Annotated in this window: 23 protein-coding genes; 12 read left to right on the forward strand and 11 right to left on the reverse strand. The window is 21.2% G+C overall.

The window, feature by feature from the left end:
* The first annotated feature begins 14 nt into the window (after positions 1–14).
* The 11 genes from AAHM89_RS08305 to AAHM89_RS08355 all read left to right on the forward strand — a co-directional run bounded on the left by AAHM89_RS08305 (position 15) and on the right by AAHM89_RS08355 (position 4,183).
* On the forward strand, positions 15–194 hold the full coding sequence (locus AAHM89_RS08305; protein WP_342265956.1) for a hypothetical protein: 180 nt from the start codon (positions 15–17) through the stop codon (positions 192–194).
* Positions 194–964 (forward strand): ERF family protein, encoded by a 771-nt coding sequence (locus tag AAHM89_RS08310; RefSeq protein WP_342265957.1) that lies wholly within the window; start codon positions 194–196, stop codon positions 962–964. The genes AAHM89_RS08305 and AAHM89_RS08310 overlap by 1 nt, the downstream gene beginning before the upstream one ends.
* Positions 965–1,068: 104 nt before the next feature.
* Positions 1,069–1,236, forward strand: coding sequence for a hypothetical protein (locus AAHM89_RS08315; RefSeq protein ID WP_342265958.1), 168 nt, complete (start codon positions 1,069–1,071; stop codon positions 1,234–1,236).
* Positions 1,229–1,507, forward strand: a complete 279-nt coding sequence (locus AAHM89_RS08320; protein WP_342265959.1) for a hypothetical protein — start codon at positions 1,229–1,231, stop codon at positions 1,505–1,507. The genes AAHM89_RS08315 and AAHM89_RS08320 overlap by 8 nt, the downstream gene beginning before the upstream one ends.
* A gap of 2 nt (positions 1,508–1,509) precedes the next feature.
* Positions 1,510–2,112 carry a hypothetical protein gene (locus tag AAHM89_RS08325; RefSeq protein WP_342265960.1) on the forward strand — a complete coding sequence of 201 codons (603 nt, stop codon included), beginning with the start codon at positions 1,510–1,512 and terminating at the stop codon, positions 2,110–2,112.
* A complete protein-coding gene (locus AAHM89_RS08330) occupies positions 2,112–2,273 on the forward strand; it encodes a hypothetical protein (protein ID WP_342266041.1) in 162 nt (53 codons plus the stop codon). Before AAHM89_RS08325 ends, AAHM89_RS08330 begins: the two co-directional genes overlap by 1 nt.
* On the forward strand, positions 2,273–2,443 hold the full coding sequence (locus AAHM89_RS08335; protein ID WP_342265961.1) for a hypothetical protein: 171 nt from the start codon (positions 2,273–2,275) through the stop codon (positions 2,441–2,443). Before AAHM89_RS08330 ends, AAHM89_RS08335 begins: the two co-directional genes overlap by 1 nt.
* Complete coding sequence (locus AAHM89_RS08340; protein ID WP_339047164.1) at positions 2,443–2,625, forward strand: hypothetical protein; 183 nt, start codon at positions 2,443–2,445, stop codon at positions 2,623–2,625. Before AAHM89_RS08335 ends, AAHM89_RS08340 begins: the two co-directional genes overlap by 1 nt.
* 3 nt (positions 2,626–2,628) lie before the next feature.
* On the forward strand, positions 2,629–2,913 hold the full coding sequence (locus tag AAHM89_RS08345; RefSeq protein ID WP_342265962.1) for a hypothetical protein: 285 nt from the start codon (positions 2,629–2,631) through the stop codon (positions 2,911–2,913).
* A 3-nt stretch (positions 2,914–2,916) separates the two neighbouring features.
* The gene (locus AAHM89_RS08350; RefSeq protein WP_342265963.1) at positions 2,917–3,183 is read left to right on the forward strand and encodes a hypothetical protein; all 267 of its coding nucleotides are present in this window, start codon (positions 2,917–2,919) and stop codon (positions 3,181–3,183) included.
* Positions 3,184–3,328: 145 nt separating this feature from the next.
* The gene (locus tag AAHM89_RS08355; RefSeq protein WP_342265964.1) at positions 3,329–4,183 is read left to right on the forward strand and encodes a DUF3800 domain-containing protein; all 855 of its coding nucleotides are present in this window, start codon (positions 3,329–3,331) and stop codon (positions 4,181–4,183) included.
* 79 nt (positions 4,184–4,262) lie between these two features.
* Here AAHM89_RS08355 and AAHM89_RS08360 read toward each other — a convergent pair whose 3' ends face one another.
* Together AAHM89_RS08360 and AAHM89_RS08365 are read right to left on the reverse strand one after the other, a co-directional pair.
* Positions 4,263–4,712: a hypothetical protein gene (locus tag AAHM89_RS08360; protein ID WP_342266042.1), complete on the reverse strand. Its 450-nt coding sequence runs from the start codon at positions 4,710–4,712 to the stop codon at positions 4,263–4,265.
* Positions 4,713–4,758: 46 nt separating this feature from the next.
* Positions 4,759–5,796, reverse strand: a complete 1,038-nt coding sequence (locus AAHM89_RS08365) for a hypothetical protein (RefSeq protein ID WP_342266043.1) — start codon at positions 5,794–5,796, stop codon at positions 4,759–4,761.
* Positions 5,797–5,900: 104 nt separating this feature from the next.
* Between AAHM89_RS08365 and AAHM89_RS08370 the strand changes: the two genes are divergently transcribed.
* Positions 5,901–6,878 carry an IS3 family transposase gene (locus AAHM89_RS08370; RefSeq protein ID WP_342265776.1) on the forward strand — a complete coding sequence of 326 codons (978 nt, stop codon included), beginning with the start codon at positions 5,901–5,903 and terminating at the stop codon, positions 6,876–6,878.
* Positions 6,879–6,905: 27 nt separating this feature from the next.
* Here the strand turns inward: AAHM89_RS08370 and AAHM89_RS08375 are convergent, their stop codons facing one another.
* Genes AAHM89_RS08375 through AAHM89_RS08415 form a run of 9 tightly spaced genes read right to left on the reverse strand, consistent with a single transcriptional unit; the run spans position 6,906 to position 16,182 of the window.
* Positions 6,906–8,858: a hypothetical protein gene (locus AAHM89_RS08375; protein WP_342266044.1), complete on the reverse strand. Its 1,953-nt coding sequence runs from the start codon at positions 8,856–8,858 to the stop codon at positions 6,906–6,908.
* The gene (locus tag AAHM89_RS08380) at positions 8,788–10,149 is read right to left on the reverse strand and encodes a hypothetical protein (RefSeq protein ID WP_342265966.1); all 1,362 of its coding nucleotides are present in this window, start codon (positions 10,147–10,149) and stop codon (positions 8,788–8,790) included. Before AAHM89_RS08380 ends, AAHM89_RS08375 begins: the two co-directional genes overlap by 71 nt.
* Positions 10,150–10,160: 11 nt before the next feature.
* A complete protein-coding gene (locus AAHM89_RS08385) occupies positions 10,161–11,621 on the reverse strand; it encodes a phage terminase large subunit (RefSeq protein ID WP_342265967.1) in 1,461 nt (486 codons plus the stop codon).
* A gap of 4 nt (positions 11,622–11,625) precedes the next feature.
* Positions 11,626–13,293, reverse strand: coding sequence for a hypothetical protein (locus tag AAHM89_RS08390; protein ID WP_342265968.1), 1,668 nt, complete (start codon positions 13,291–13,293; stop codon positions 11,626–11,628).
* Between the two features lie 43 nt (positions 13,294–13,336).
* Positions 13,337–13,687: a hypothetical protein gene (locus tag AAHM89_RS08395; RefSeq protein WP_342265969.1), complete on the reverse strand. Its 351-nt coding sequence runs from the start codon at positions 13,685–13,687 to the stop codon at positions 13,337–13,339.
* Positions 13,688–13,690: 3 nt separating this feature from the next.
* Positions 13,691–14,170 carry a hypothetical protein gene (locus AAHM89_RS08400; RefSeq protein ID WP_342265970.1) on the reverse strand — a complete coding sequence of 160 codons (480 nt, stop codon included), beginning with the start codon at positions 14,168–14,170 and terminating at the stop codon, positions 13,691–13,693.
* A gap of 8 nt (positions 14,171–14,178) precedes the next feature.
* Positions 14,179–15,090, reverse strand: coding sequence for a hypothetical protein (locus AAHM89_RS08405; RefSeq protein ID WP_342265971.1), 912 nt, complete (start codon positions 15,088–15,090; stop codon positions 14,179–14,181).
* On the reverse strand, positions 15,090–15,926 hold the full coding sequence (locus AAHM89_RS08410; protein ID WP_342265972.1) for a hypothetical protein: 837 nt from the start codon (positions 15,924–15,926) through the stop codon (positions 15,090–15,092). The genes AAHM89_RS08405 and AAHM89_RS08410 overlap by 1 nt, the downstream gene beginning before the upstream one ends.
* The gene (locus tag AAHM89_RS08415; protein ID WP_342265973.1) at positions 15,889–16,182 is read right to left on the reverse strand and encodes a hypothetical protein; all 294 of its coding nucleotides are present in this window, start codon (positions 16,180–16,182) and stop codon (positions 15,889–15,891) included. Before AAHM89_RS08415 ends, AAHM89_RS08410 begins: the two co-directional genes overlap by 38 nt.
* Position 16,183: the final 1 nt, after the last annotated feature.

Consider the following 16,183-nt stretch of genomic DNA (forward strand, 5'->3'; position numbering starts at 1 on the left):
GGAGATAAATAAATATGGTAGCAGCAGCACTTAAAAAACATGAAGATAAATTATTAATTAAAAATTTAAAAATTCGTCTTACTAAAAATGATCATTATGAATTAAAAACATATTGTTATGAAAGAAATATAACTATGAATGATTTTGTAAGGGATTTAATAAAAAATGCAATAAATAGAAAGAGTGATAAATAATGAATAATTTATATAAAAAAATACTTAAATTACAATTAGAAATTGGTAGTACACCTAAAAATGGTTTTAATACTCATGGTAATTATAAATATTGATTATTAAGTGATATTTTTAATAAATTAAAAGGACTATGTAGAGAACTAAATATACTTATTTTACATTCAGATAATTCAGAAAATATGAATATAAATAAAATAGAAAATATTAAAGAATTTATGGATAAAAATAATAATAAAATACAAAATGTAACAAAAGAAATAGAAGTTTCATATCAAAAAAAATATTCAATTATTGATTTAGATAATATAGAATTTAGAGAAGATTTTAATATTTTTGCTTGTGCTAAAAATACAGATATAGCAAAAGCAAAAGGTAGTGCAGAAACTTATGCTTATAGATATTTTTTAATGAATTTACTTTTATTAAGTGAAGATGAACTTGACCCAGATAATGATAATGTTAATTTAATTCAAAATAATAAACAACAAAATAATTATATTAATAATAATGTAAAAATACAAAATGAAAAATGAGAACCAAGTGAAAAACAATTAGATTATTTTGAAAAATATATGATTACAAATACAGTTTTATTTGATGAATGTATAAGAGAAGATATGGAAAGATTAAATCCAAATAATAATAAAGATTTTTTAATATTAATGGGTGAAAATTATTTAAAAACTTTATTTGATAAATTTAAAGAAATTCGTGAAAGATTTAAAAATTTAAAAAATAATAATAAAAGTGAATATAGAAATTATGAATAAATGTAAATATTGTAATAAAAGAATTTGATTAACTAATTATTGATGTATGAATTGTTTAAAAATATTAGTTATAAATTTAAATAAAAAAAAGGAGAAAAAATAATATGAATAAAGAAAAATTAATTAGTTGACTAAATATAATTTTAGATAGTGATATAGAACAATATAATAAAGAAAAAGACATATATTATTTAAATAAATTAAGAGGTTCAATTGATTTTATTAAAATTTTAATTAATAAAATAAAATGTGGAGAGTTTGATAATGAATAAAGAAAATTACTATATATTTACATATAAAGAATGTCAATTATTAGAAGAGAAATATAAATTAGATTTTCCTTATTATGTTGGTAATAAATTAAGAAGTGAATGTGATGAGTGTAAAAGTATTACTGATAATGATGTATTAGATTGAATTAATGAAGAAATGGCAAAAGTTGAAAATTTATTAAAAAAATATAAAAATAAAAAAATGTTAAAAGGTTATTATTTAGGATTAGAAAAAGCAAAATCTTATTTTGTTTGTAGAGAGGGACAATAATAATGAATAATTATTTACTTTCAATTGACCCAAGTATTAAAAATACTGGATTTACATTATGAGAAAAACAATGATATCAAAATGATATTAAATCTTATCCTACTTATTTTAGATGAAAACCAATATTAATTAAAAGTTATAGTTTTAAAAAATATAGTACTGGAGTTGAAATTAGTAAATCAGATTATATTTATAATAATAACTTTAATTATTTAATACTTAATCAAATAGAAAAAGAATTAGATTTTCAATTAGGAAGTAAAAATTCAAAATCCAACTTTAATCTAATTATAGAACGTGGTACTTTTCATAGTAAAAATGGTATTGGTTATGAAACACAAGAACATTTAAGAGGTTTTATTGCTGGTCAATTTAATAAATTAATAACAAAAGATATGTTAATAAGTCCAAGTGAATGAAAGAAATGATATAAAGAAAATTATAAAAATATAGAAATAAATTATAATAATTGAAAAAAAGAATATTCTTTAATATTAGTTAAAGATTTAATTACTTTTAATAATTGAAATATAACAATATCAAATCATGATGAAGCAGATAGTTTATTAATTGGTTGATATTATTTAAATAAGGAGAATAAATAATGAAATGTTTACTGTGTGAAAAAAGAGCAGTAGGAAGTCGAAAAATTATGAAATTAGAAGCATATAGTAACGATAATTTTTCATTTAACTTATATTTTTGTAAAAAACATTTAGAAAAAGAATTAAATATGAATGGTATAAAAATTAAGGAGAATAAATAATGTTTATGAATTTTAAATTAAAAAAAATAACAAAAATTAATAAATTATTAGATGAAAGAGCTTCTTTTTTACATATGTATTTACTTTATAGTAATGAACAAATAAAAAAAGATGTAACTATTATTTATTTAAATAATTATTTAAATAAATTAAATAAGGAAGTAAAATAATGCAAAAACAAAAACAAGAAAAAGTATTACTTAAATGTATTGTTAAAGATTGTAATAGTAAAGTATTAGTTACTTTAAAAATTGGAAATATAGAAGATAGTGCTGTTCAATTTTTTAATATGTGTTATTTTCATAAAAAACAATTTAAAAATAAAATAAAAGAAATTAAAAATAAGGAGTAAATAATGAATTTATGAGACTTTTTAAAATATAGTGATAAATATAATGTTTTTAAAATATTTACTGAAGATAAAGAAATATATTTTTCATGAAATGGTGGAAATAGTGAATTAGATGATGACCGTACTTTATTAGGTTATGAATTAGCAGACTGAAAAGTATTATCATATAAGTTAGACCCAGATAGTTTAGAAATTGAAGTATTTGTTGCACCAGATAATCAATTAATGCAAAATTATAATCATTTTCCAAAAACAAAAGAAGAAAGATTAAATTATAATAAGGAGTAAATAATGATAATGATAAATTGTACAATAGATGAATTTTTAAATAAATGAAAAAAAGAAAAACATTATGATGTAAGTGTTGGTCATTTTTCAGGTGAAGGAGATTTTACTTTAAATTTTAAAGATTTGCATATTGACAAAAATAATATTGAAGAATTTGAAGAATTATTAAATGATTATAATATTAATAGAAAAATTTGAGAAAAAATAGAAAAATGTAAACAATGTCATCATCATAATTCTCAAATAGAAATTAATGATGATGATGAATAAAATAATTAAATAATCTATATTTAATATAGAAAATATGATATAATTAATAAAGAGAAATTACTCATTCCTAAATAATTTCTCTTTTTTATTTTTTTTGATTTATAATATTATTAACAAATAAAAAAATGGGAATGAGTTTTTATTTATGAGTAATAATAATATAAATGAATATTGATTATATTTAGATGATAGTGGTAAATTTCTTAATAAAAGCGATAAACATGTAATTTATGGTGGTATTATTTTTAATAATAAAAATAAAAGAAATAATTTTATTAAAAGTTTTATTGAAGCAAAAAAGAAAGTAACAAAAAAATCTGAAATAAAAGGAGATGATATTGCTAAAAAATATATTAAATTTAAAAAAAGTCCTTATAAAAAAGCAGATATAGAAAATTTAATTAGTAAATACAAAATAATAGATAATTTATTTTGCGTTTGAACATGCAAAAAAGATTTAATTTTACCAACTTCAGATGAAGAACATGCAAAATTAAAAAATAATGAATTAATTGCTTTATTAATAAAAAAATTAATTGAAAATAAAACTATATTACCTAATTCAAATATAAATTTATATATTGATGATATTTATACACAACCTATTCAAGAAATAGATGCAATTAATTTAAAATCATATCTAAATAAAAATTATTCAAAAAATGGAATAATTAGATTTTTAAGAACAAAAAATATAATCATTAATAAAGTAAAATACTTAGATTCTAAAATATATAATTGTATACAGGCATGTGATATTATTGCAAATTTTTGTAATAAATATTTAAATAAACATAAAGACGCAAAACAATTATTAAATATATTTGAAAATTTTGAATTTAATATAATTGCTTGTAAGTTTCCGGTAATTATATATAATAATAGTATATTAGATATAAAATGCTGTTGGTCAGAGTCTAGTCAGGTAAATACTACTGGAAATAAAGTTGCTGGTGTGTTCTTAGAGAGCAGGCAAGCTGCCCAACAAGATAAGGAATAATTTTTATTCCTTTTTCTTTTTATATAAAAAAAGTTACCTAAATGGTAACTTTTTAATTAGATTATGGGGTAATATTATTTTATGTTTTTCCCGAAAAAGAATTTACAATAATATTAAAGTAAGGAGAACCATTTTTAGAAACATTAATATTAGCGTTTTTAATAACAGTATTAGATAATTTATCTTTTATTTCTTTTTCTGTAGAATTTTCATTAAGTTTATATACATCTAAAATTTGTTTTAAATTATTATTATTGTTTATAACAAAATAAACATATTTTGCTTTTTCATAAAGAGAATTTATATCATCCGGTATAGATGTTTTTCCAATAATATTTTTTTTGTCAATTTTAAAGAAAATAAAAGGTGATTTTTTATCAAATGTTTCAATATTAATTCCTTTAATTTCACTAAAAGATATATCATATTTTTGTGGTAAAACATCTGGATTATTATTACAAGCGATTATACTAGCACCAGATGTACTTGATAAAATTATTGCTGTTAAAATTCTAATTCATTTTTTCATGAAATTACTCACCTACTTATCTTATTAATGGTTTTATTATAGCATATTATCTAGGATTAAATACTATTTTTGAAATAGTTAATTTATAGTATTTATAATATCTTATATATTGTGTTATTGGTCTTACAATATCTTTTTCACTAAAAAGTGCAAGTTCTAATTGCATGATATTTGGAAATAATTGAACAATTAAATTAAATTCTTTATCATAAAAATCACAAAATCCTAACATTGTATCTTTTTTATTTTCCATACTTTGTGCAACAATATAGTCATCAATTTTAGATTGCATATAAGTATTTTCAATACTATATAAATTATATTCGTTTCTATCAATTTCTAATCCTATCTTACCATTACCTCAGTATCCAGCATATAATCCTTGATGATATCCTTGATATGTTATTTTATTATCTTCATAATATTTTAACTTTAATGGTTTATTGTATATTGATAATTCTTTTAATTCTCTTGAAAAAACAAAAGTTTGAGATTTAGATGGATTAAAGTTTTCTGTTGTAGAACAACTACTTAATTCAAGATTAAATCATTCTTCTGTTTCATATTCATAACTTAAATATACATCTACACTTTTATAATATCTTTTTAAATCATTAAAAGTTTTAATTAATAATGTAGGGTCTAAATAATCTTTAAAATTAATATTTACTTCTAATGGTTTAATTTTAGATACTACATTTTCTACTCATTTATTATAATCTCATATTAATTTATCTTTTGTATGATTAAATATATGTGTTTGGGGTATATTAACTTCTATACTTGGATTTTTTGGAATTATTACAATTTGTTTTGCTATATTTTGTGGACTTGGTGGTAATATTTTTGCTGGATATGAAAATGTAGTTTCTTCACTTTCTTCATATTCATCATGATTTAATTTATATAAAGTTGTTCAATTAAAAGCATTACCAGTTAAATAACCCATATTATTATATCTAAACTGAGCAACTGATATTTCATTATAATCACCTTGATAAGTAAAAGGATTATCACTATAAAATGTATGTCTTTCTTCACCTTGATGTAATGATTGAGTTACAATTGTATCAATAATAGCCACTTAGCCCTTTTTACTAGACCATTAATTTAAAAAACCTGAATGTATTCTAAAAACAATTGTGTTATATAATTAACACTAATTTTAACCTGAAAGGATTTTTATTAATGGATAAAATTAAACAAATAGCATTAGTAATTAACAAATTAAATATCAAAGAAAAAATTAAAATTATTGATGATTGTAAAAATCAATATTCAATTAGAAACCTATGTCAATATCTTCAATTAAACAGATCAACATATTACTTTTTAAAAAATAAACAAAAACCTATTAAAAAAGAAGAAAATCATATTATTAAATGCAATCATAAATATCAAAAAATATGCCAACTTTTAATCGAATTTCATTCTACAAGAAAAGGCAGAATTTATGGATATTTAAGAATTTTTTCAGCTTTTAAAGAGTGATTAAAACAAGAAAAAAATATCATTTTAAATATAGAATTATCAATAAAACAAATGCGAAAAATTATGAAAGAACACAATATTCAAGGATTAAAACAAACTAAAAATAACTATCCTAAAAACAAAAAAAATCCAAATAAGTGAATACCTACAATGGATAAAGTAAACAAAGATTATAAAAGTACAACCTCTTCAAATCAAATTTGATCAATGGACACTAAACAAATAAATACTAAAGAAGGATGATTATATCTTTTTGTAATTATTGATTTTTATTCAAATAATGTTGTTAGTTATAATATTGCTCCTAATAAATCATATCAGGATTTAATTCTTCCTGCTCTTGAAAAAATCAACAAACAATTTTCTTGAAATCAAGTAAAAAATGTTATTTTACATTCAGATAACGCCAACGAATTTTATTGTCAGGATATCACAAAATGAGCAGAGGATAAACAAATAATTTTAAGCAAAAAACAACCTTATGATATTGGTGGTAATGTATTATCTGAAAACTGATTTTCTCATTTATCTCAAGAATGACTACCTAAAGGATCAAATCAATATTTATCCATCAATGAAGCTATAAATGATGTAAATCAATATGTTATGTTTTATAATTATGAAAGAATACATTCTAAATTTCTAAAACCACCAATTTTACAAATTAAAATTTAGAATTTTATATCAAAAATGGTCCAGTAATTAAGGGCCAACCACCATATAAGCATAATTTGAACCATCAATAACTCCATTTGATGTTGGATTTCATTGACAATTAGTATCTTCATTTGTAAATGGTGAAGCAATATCTAAAAACTCTGTATCTTCTGCTAAAATATAAACTTTATTATTTTTCTTTTGTGATAAATCAACTGTACTTATTTGTTCTTTTGTAGTTAATTTCTGACCAGTAGTAGGGTCTCATGGATAAACACTTACTCTATCACTTAATTTCATTGTCATAGCAGTTGTTGAAACATTTGCACCTAATAATTTACCAATAGTAAAATCATTATCATTTGTAAATGCATTTAATGGAATTAAACCACCATTACCAATAATACTTTCTAAATTACTTGTAAAAAATGCACTCATAAAACCATTAAAATATAACATTTTTTTATATTGTTGAGCATTTTGAGTAATAACTCAACTACTTCATATACCTAATGTTAAAGCATTTAATAATTTACCAATTAAAGGAATATCACTTAAAGCAAAAGGTAATCATTGTTGACTATCATAAGGCATTTGTATTAATGAACTAAATACTACACTATTAAAATTTAATATTGCAGACATATATTTTTGACTTATTTTTGAATAATCTACAGTTGGACTTCCTATAATTAAATGTGTATCTGGGTCTTTATATTTAAAATTACTACTCATATCTACATTATAATTACCAGTTAAATTATTTATATTTCATTCACTATCTCAAAAGAATTTTGCTTCTCCTACTGATGTACCATTACTTAATCTTGCTTTATCTTTATCAAATGATAACATACCTTTAAAATCTTTTGTTACAAATAAATTATCTTGAAAATTTAATGAAGTTTTTAATCATTCTGTAAAATTTTTAAAATTAGTAAATCCAGTTGGTTTTGCGTCCATTATATTATAAAATGTTGTTTCTGGATGACTACTTGTAGTTATTTTATCATTTATTCCAGCAATTAAACCACCATTATTTTTAATATTAGTTGTAGATTTTTCATTATTACCAGCAATAAATAATCTTCTTGAAGCAAATACTTTACTTTCAAATATTTCTTCATTATTTTGTTGTATTGGTTCTTGACCTTGAATTATTGGTCTTCCATAATAATAACAACTAGAAAGTAATTCTAATCCATATGATTGTCTATGACTATATCTTACTCCTATATCACGCATTAAAGTACGATTTAAAGTTACTTTTCCTTGTTGAATAGTAGGGAAAGCATAACCACTACCCGGGCTTGCATATTGTACAAAATCAAGTGTATTTTGACCAGTACTTACTACTCTATCATTTAAACTACTAAAAGTTAATACTTGCATACTAAATGCACCATTATAAGGACTATAATAATTTGTTACATTTGAAATATATAATAATTGTCTATCTTGATTTTTACCACTATTACCACCAATATTTTCATTTTCATCATTAAATACTACAAAAAATTGTAAATAATCATCAATTGTAATATGTTCTTCAAACATTACTAAAGTATATTGTCTTTTTGTTTGTACTGTTTTAAATATTTGATTATTTGGTAAATTACTAAAATCAACACCACTTGTATCATCAATTAAATAAGCATTTCAATAATCTCCAATTTTATATTGTTTTGTATAAAATTCATCTTGACCATTAACTTTATGTATTTCTTCATTAATTTTACCTTTATTTTTTTGATATATTTTTGTACTATTTTTTCAAATACATACAACTGGAGTAGTACCAGTTAATATTAATTCATATTGACCAAAATCACTAATTTTACTATTAATTGGTTTATAACCAGTTTCAGTTAAAGGAATTGCTCCATTATTAATAACAAATGGAAATATTTTTCAAAAACTACATCTTTTAATTAGCAATTGTTGTCTTTTTAATTGAAGATGTAGATGTTTCATTAATTGAATTTGTTGATGTATCATTTTGATTATCTCCTAATAATTTTATTTCTTCTTTATCTTCTTCTATTATTTCTTTATAATGTTTTTTTGCTTGTTGTTTTGTTACTTCATCTAATTCAGCAATAGCTTGTGTATATGACATTGTTCTATCTGCTAATCTTTGACTAATCATTTCTTGTTTTAATAATTGGTCAGTCATAGCAATAGGTAAAAATTTAAATGAATAAGGTCTATCTCCAATACCATCTCATAATTTTTCATGAATTAATAACATATCAAAAAATCTATAAAAATAATATGAATAATGACTTATTTTAGTTTCTGTAGTTTCCATATCATTTTTATTATTAAATAATGATTTAGTTTTATTTTCATAATTTACACCAGAAAATTCATTATAATCATAACCTGCACCATTTCATATATCTTTACCTAAATCATCTTTATCTAAAATATAATTACTTGCTTTAAAATTACCTTGTATAACTTCCATACCACCAGCACCAGATTTATTATAGCCAGCAGTACCAACATTAACTACAATATTTTTTTTAGGATTATCAATAATTTTTCCATGTTCAATCATATTTTTAACAGTTTCATTATCAAATGCACCAAATAAAGTTGTAACATTTAAATCTCTATCAACATTTCTTTGAGTATAAGATTTATGATAATATTCAATTAAATTTCAAACTGGATAAGTATCTGGATATGCATTTAAAGTTGTTGAATTACCATAAAAATTAACCATTGGTAAATTTGTTATTTCTAATATTGGTAAATAATTTCAAGGATTTTTAATTTCATAACTATATTTTGGTGTTAATTCTGGTTTTAATTTTGTATGTGCTGTTCCTAAAATAATTTCTTTTTCATTTTTATTATCATTTTTATAAGTTTCAAATCTTATTTTTCCATTTTCAGCAATTACTCAAGTTAATGTTGCACTATCTGCTTGTTCATTTATAAAAAAGAATTCTGCACATTGTTCTTCTTCATTATATTTAGCAACTCTACCAGCAAATGAATTAGGTAATACTTTTAAACTTGTACTATTATCTTTATAAATAATAGGCATTATATATACTTTTCCAAGTAAACTTTCTTGAATTCCAAATTTATATAATTTTTCAAATCATTTATCACTAATAATTTTATTAGTAAAATATTTTAAAATTTCATCTTTTTCACTATCAAATAATAAACCTTTACCTAATCATAATTTAGTTGATTTTTGAGCAATTCTCATAGGAATATCACTATATCATTCTCTTCTATTACAAGAAAGATATTCTAATGGATTATTCATTTTTATCACTCCTAAAATTTATTTTTATTAATTAATAATTCATTATTAATATTATTAATTAATCATTTCATTTTATGCATTGAAGCATACATTCTTGCGTCTCAACAATTATCATATAAATCAAGCATTTGTGGTTCATTATTTGAATTTTCTAATTTAGATTTTGCTAATCATTGCATTTTTGATAATTCTTCATGTGTATTAGGACATCTTTTTCAATTAATACTTAATATACCTTTAATCATACAAATAGTATCTCAATCAATTCTATCTCTTAAATACATTGTAGTTTTATCTACTGGAGTAAAATGTAATCAATTAATTCGTCTTTTTTCTACTTCTTTTTTTAAAATATCAATAACTGCTAATCCACCACTACCATAATCAACATAACAAGTAAAACCAAATTTCATTGCTTGAAATTTAATACTTTCATCTAAATAATAATCAATAATATTATTTGCTAATTCATATGTATTTTTAAATTGCATTATTGCATTACTATGATAAAATTCACTTTCTTGATGTATTCTTCTAGTTTTTTCATTTTCACCAATAAAACATAAAACAGCAACAGTAGGATGTGCTTGTGAACTTGTAGCAAAACCTAAATCTAAACCACCAACTATTTCATTAACATTAAAATCTAATTCAGTTTTAAGTTTATCTAAATATCTTGCAAATATAGAACCAGTTAAAACACTAGGTACACCATAATATCAACTTTGTGCTTTAATAGGGTCTAATTCTTTTAATTCTTCTAAATCATTAATTTTATCTTGTTTTAAATTATGTTCATTTAATTTTCAATTTGAATAATGAAATAATTTAAACATTTGATTTTCTTCTATTGATTTAATTTGTTCATTATTTTCTTTCATTAAATCTAAATTAAAAGGTACACGTTTATTCATATATTCAATAAAATATTGATAAATATTATCTGGATTACAACTTCTTATTTTAATAGTTTTTTTAGCATTACCTAATGCAAAAGTAATTGCTTGAAATTCTGCTTGACTAAATTCATTTGCTTCTTCACATCATTCAATTGCTAAATCAAAACCTTTTATTTCACTTCTAGAAAGCCCTTTAAGTGGTATTCTATCATTACTATTACTATATACACCCATAACTCTAATAAATGATTTACTACCTTTAAAACGAAAATCTGCTTGTTTATTTGGATATTTTAAAGTAAAATCTTTATAATCAAAACCAATATTAATTAATGCTTCATCAATTTCTTTTGTTAATTCATTAATATCTTTATTTAATTTTCTAAAACAATATATAGCAATTGATTTATTAACTTTAATTGAAATAGCAATTAATATTGCTAATTCTTCTGCAATACTATATGTTTTACTTGAATAACGACTTCCACTTAAATTATATTCACTATGAGTAAAATCACTTTTATTTAATAATCAATAACTAATTTCATGTAAATAAGTAAATTCTTTATTCATAATATTATTCCTGTAATTCTTCTAATTTTAAAAGTTGACCATATCTTGTAGGGTCACTAACAATAGCAATGGTATCATTTTGCATTTGTAAAGAAATTATTATTCTATCATTAACTTTATCTCAATATAATGTTTGAACATCAGTATTCAATTCACCGTATAAAAATTCTTTAGACATAAAAGCAAATTTCTTATTACTTGATTGACTTTCAAAATTATAATAAATTTTATATTTAGTATTTGATTTAAAAGTATATTTAATATGATTTATATTAACTTTTGTTCCTACTTCTTTTCATTGTGGAATATTTGGAGTTGGTGTTGGAGTATTTGGTAATTCAATATTAATCTCATTATTTTTTAATTCATTTATTTTTAAAGTATGACTTGTAATTTTTATAGGTTGAATAATATCTACTTTAACTGTATTTTGTAATTCTTCTAATGAAAAAATATTTGCATATTTTTCATTTCCACCTTCTAAAATTAATTGTCATTTATTAATATCTAATAATTGTAAATATAAAATACCTTTTTCATTATTAATTAAACCTTTTGTAAGAAATATTTTACTTCCATGTATTCCACCTAAATAATTACCTGTTTTAAATTCTACTGTTATTCTTGTATTTACTTGATGAAATGGTGGAGATTCCCATGTAATAATTACTCTATAAAGAGTATTAAAAGCAAGATTAAAATCACCATATTTACGATTATTTATACTTTTACCTATTACTTTTCAATTTTCTTTAACTTGTTTTTTATTTATTTCATTAATAGCACCAACAATAGTTTTATTAGTAGTTTCTAATCTATCATATCTATTATTAAGTAATAATGAAATAGCAAGAGAACTATTTGAAACATCATTTATTCATAATTGGTCTCTATCATCTTTATATGTAAAATATCCTTTCATAAAAACAGATTTTTTATAATAATCAGATAAATCTATTTTACCACCAGTAGCACTAATAACTTTCTTTTCTTGACCTTCTTTACCATCAACTAATTTCATAGTATCATTACTAAAATATTTAGTAAATAATTCAATTGTTGTTAAATTATCAAATGATTTAATACCAGTAGTATCAATTCATAATTGAGTTCCAATTAAATATTTAGGATTTTTAGGATATATTTTTACTCTTGTATCATTTGTTTTTAAATTTATTAATTCTAAATATCTTGTAAAAGGACTATCTTCACCATAATTACTATAAAAATTACTAAAAAAATCATTTCTTTTAGGTAAAACATCTAAATTAAAACCAGTAATATTTGGATATTCTTTAATTTTTCTTAAACAATTAAATACTTCTGGAACAATAAAATAAGGGTCAGTAGGATTAGTTTCACTATAAGTCATACCACCTTGACTAATACTTGATTGACCACGAATATAATTACTATCTTTTGTTAATAAAAATCTAACATAATATGCAGTTGCAGTTTGTATTTCATCAGTAAATTCTGTTAATGTAGTTTCTGGTCATTTTTTTGAAATAGAATGTCCACTTAAATAATCAATATTATTACTTGCAACTGAAATAGCAAATCAAATTTCATTATCTGGTGTTGTAGTATCATCAAATTCTAATTTATTAAAACCTTTTCAATTTTTAAATTCTTCAATTGTTATAAACATTAATGGTTCTTTAATAGCCATAATAATTTACTCCTTAATGTAAAATAAAGGGTATTTAAACCCTTTAAATTTTAAATTTAGTTACTTTTTTCTTATCTTTTTCTGATAATTCTTTTTTAGAAGCTCTTTGACTAATAATAGTATTTTTAAATACTTCTTGCTTTTCTTCATCATTATTAAAACTATCTAAAGATTTAGCAATTGATGTAGTTTCTAATTGTAATTGAGAATTTATTTGTTTAATATTTGCTTTAATAAATTCTAATTCTTTATTATTTTTTAATTCTTTTGCTAAATTTGATTGTTTTGATTTTTTAATAAATTTTGATAAAAATAATAAAACAATAGTTACAATTACTCCACTAGCAACTGCTCCACTTAATACTGCTGATATTACTGTTGTAGATAAATTCATTTTTTATTCCACCTTTTCTTTTTTTATTTTTCTTATTTCTTTTTCTATTTTTGGTAAATATCAAATAATAATTAATATTAAAATTGGTATTATTTTAATTATTAAATTTAATATAAATTTAATTCTTGATGGTGCTTTATTTGGTAAATGATGTAAACCAAATCCACCAATACTAGGTACAATTGTTAATCATATTGCATTACCTCAATTATGTTTTCAATCTACATGTTCCATACCTAATTTTGTAAATGATAATCATTTAGGTAATATTATTATTTGTGGTAATGTACTTCATAAAGTAATAATTAAAGATATTAATATAAATGATAATAAATTAATTGAATCTAATTGTTTTTTTCTTAATTTTTGAATATCATTTAATAAACTAAAATCATATATTTTTCTATCTTTAATATAATCTCTTCTACCACGAGTAAAAGGAATTAAATAACTTGTTTTTCACTCTGGTTTTTGAATTTCCATTTAACCACCTACTTTCATGTTTTATAAAAATTAGAATTTCTTTTAATTTTTATATATTTTCTTGTATGTAAAGAATTTTTTAATAATTGTTTTCTTTCATATCTTCATTGTGTACTTCCAATTTCATTTTTAGATAAATTTTTATATTCTTTTAATTTAAAAAAACCTTTTTCTAATCTATTAATAAAATGCATAGTTTTTTGAACATTAATATTATTTGGATAAATTACACTAGTATCTTGTGAACCATAATATTTACCTTTTTTTGATAATTCACTTTTAACATATTTTCTTAATTGACTTGGTAATCATTTTCTATTTCAAAATTTTCAAAATATTGTTCCAGCACCAGAACCATTTTTACCTTTTGCTTGTGTCATTAATATTCATATTTCTTGTGGAAATGTTGGATAAGTATATGGACCATATCATATTTGTCTTTTATCATTATCACTTTGAAATAATGTTGTTAAAGTTCCAATTTTTAAATTTTTATTATCAACAATAAATCTTCCTTTTTTAAATCATGAACTTGATAATACTTCTCATGCATTATTTGGTATTTCTTCTTCATTTTCTTTAAATAAATTATTAAATTTATTAACATAATTTTTAACTGTTCTAATTTCTGTTGGCATAATATAATTTTTAAAACTATTTATTGGATTTTTAAATTTATTAATTTCATTTTGTAATATAGATAATTCACTTGGTTTTAATATACTTGTTAATTTTTTAAGTATATTTGGATTAAAAACACTATATGGTTGATGTATTTCTTTTTCACTAATATTTTCACTATCAAATACTGCTTTTAATGATTGATTTTTATAATAAGTTTTTAAAGCATTTATTAATGCTAATTTAATATCATTACTTGCTAATGCATAATATATTCATTCAATAATTAAAGGTAACATTATAAACTCATGTGATTATAATCTCAATTTAATGAAACATTATCATGATTTAATGGTACTTCACTCATATTATCACTACCATATTGACTAGTTGTTTCACTATTAATAGTAAATCTATTATCATTTATTAATCTTGCAGTTTCATCATTAAATGATGTTTCTTGCATTTCTTGAATATGATTTGTAGTTTCCATAGGTAGTAAATTATGGATTATTTCACTTGCACCAGCAATAATAGTAGGTACTGCATAAGCATTATTAAAATCATTATTAATACCCATTGCAACACCACTTGAAATTAAACATCCACCAGTAGCCATATTACAAATCTTTCTTATTGTTTCAAATTTATTAGGTATTAATTCTAGAATTCCATTAATAAGATTTGATATACCATAAGCATTTAAACTAATATATGTATCTCAATCCATTAAATGATTATCAGTAGTATTTGGATTACTAAATAATAAATCTGGTGGAAATGGGTCAATAGTAGTAGTTGTTATTGGACTTTCAGTTGGATTAGGATTAATGGAAGAATTAGTAAACTTACTATAATTTGCTAATCCAATTGTTCCTAATCCTAATAAGATTTTTTTAGAACTATTAATTAATTTAGTTTTAGTATTTGGTCTTTGATTTAAATTTCAAATATCTAAACCTAATTTTTTACCAAATAATAAACTATTAATTGAACCTAATAATGGACTATCTATTACTTGACCATAATAAGCACTTGTACCTATCATTGCACAAATTGGACTTATACCAGTTCTTATTAATTTAGTTAAAGTATAGTTACTCAATTGTGTAGTCTCAGAATGTTGTTGTGGCATATTTATTTTCTCCTTTTGATAATTGATTAGTTTTTTTAATTTGAATTCTAACTGTTCCTTGACAATTTATATTATTACCAACACATATTGCAAAATTATCATGTACATCACTTACTATAAAATAATCATTTCTTAATTTAGGATATTCATCTAATAAAATTGCTCTAATATCATTACTAGTAGTTAAATCTTCTGGTTTTGGTGAATAAATAATAATATGTGCTTTTTCATTAAAATATTTATAAATATATTCCATA

The organism is Spiroplasma endosymbiont of Villa modesta (assembly GCF_964030925.1).
In the GTDB taxonomy this organism is placed as follows: Bacteria; Bacillota_I; Bacilli_A; order Mycoplasmatales; family VBWQ01; genus Spiroplasma_E.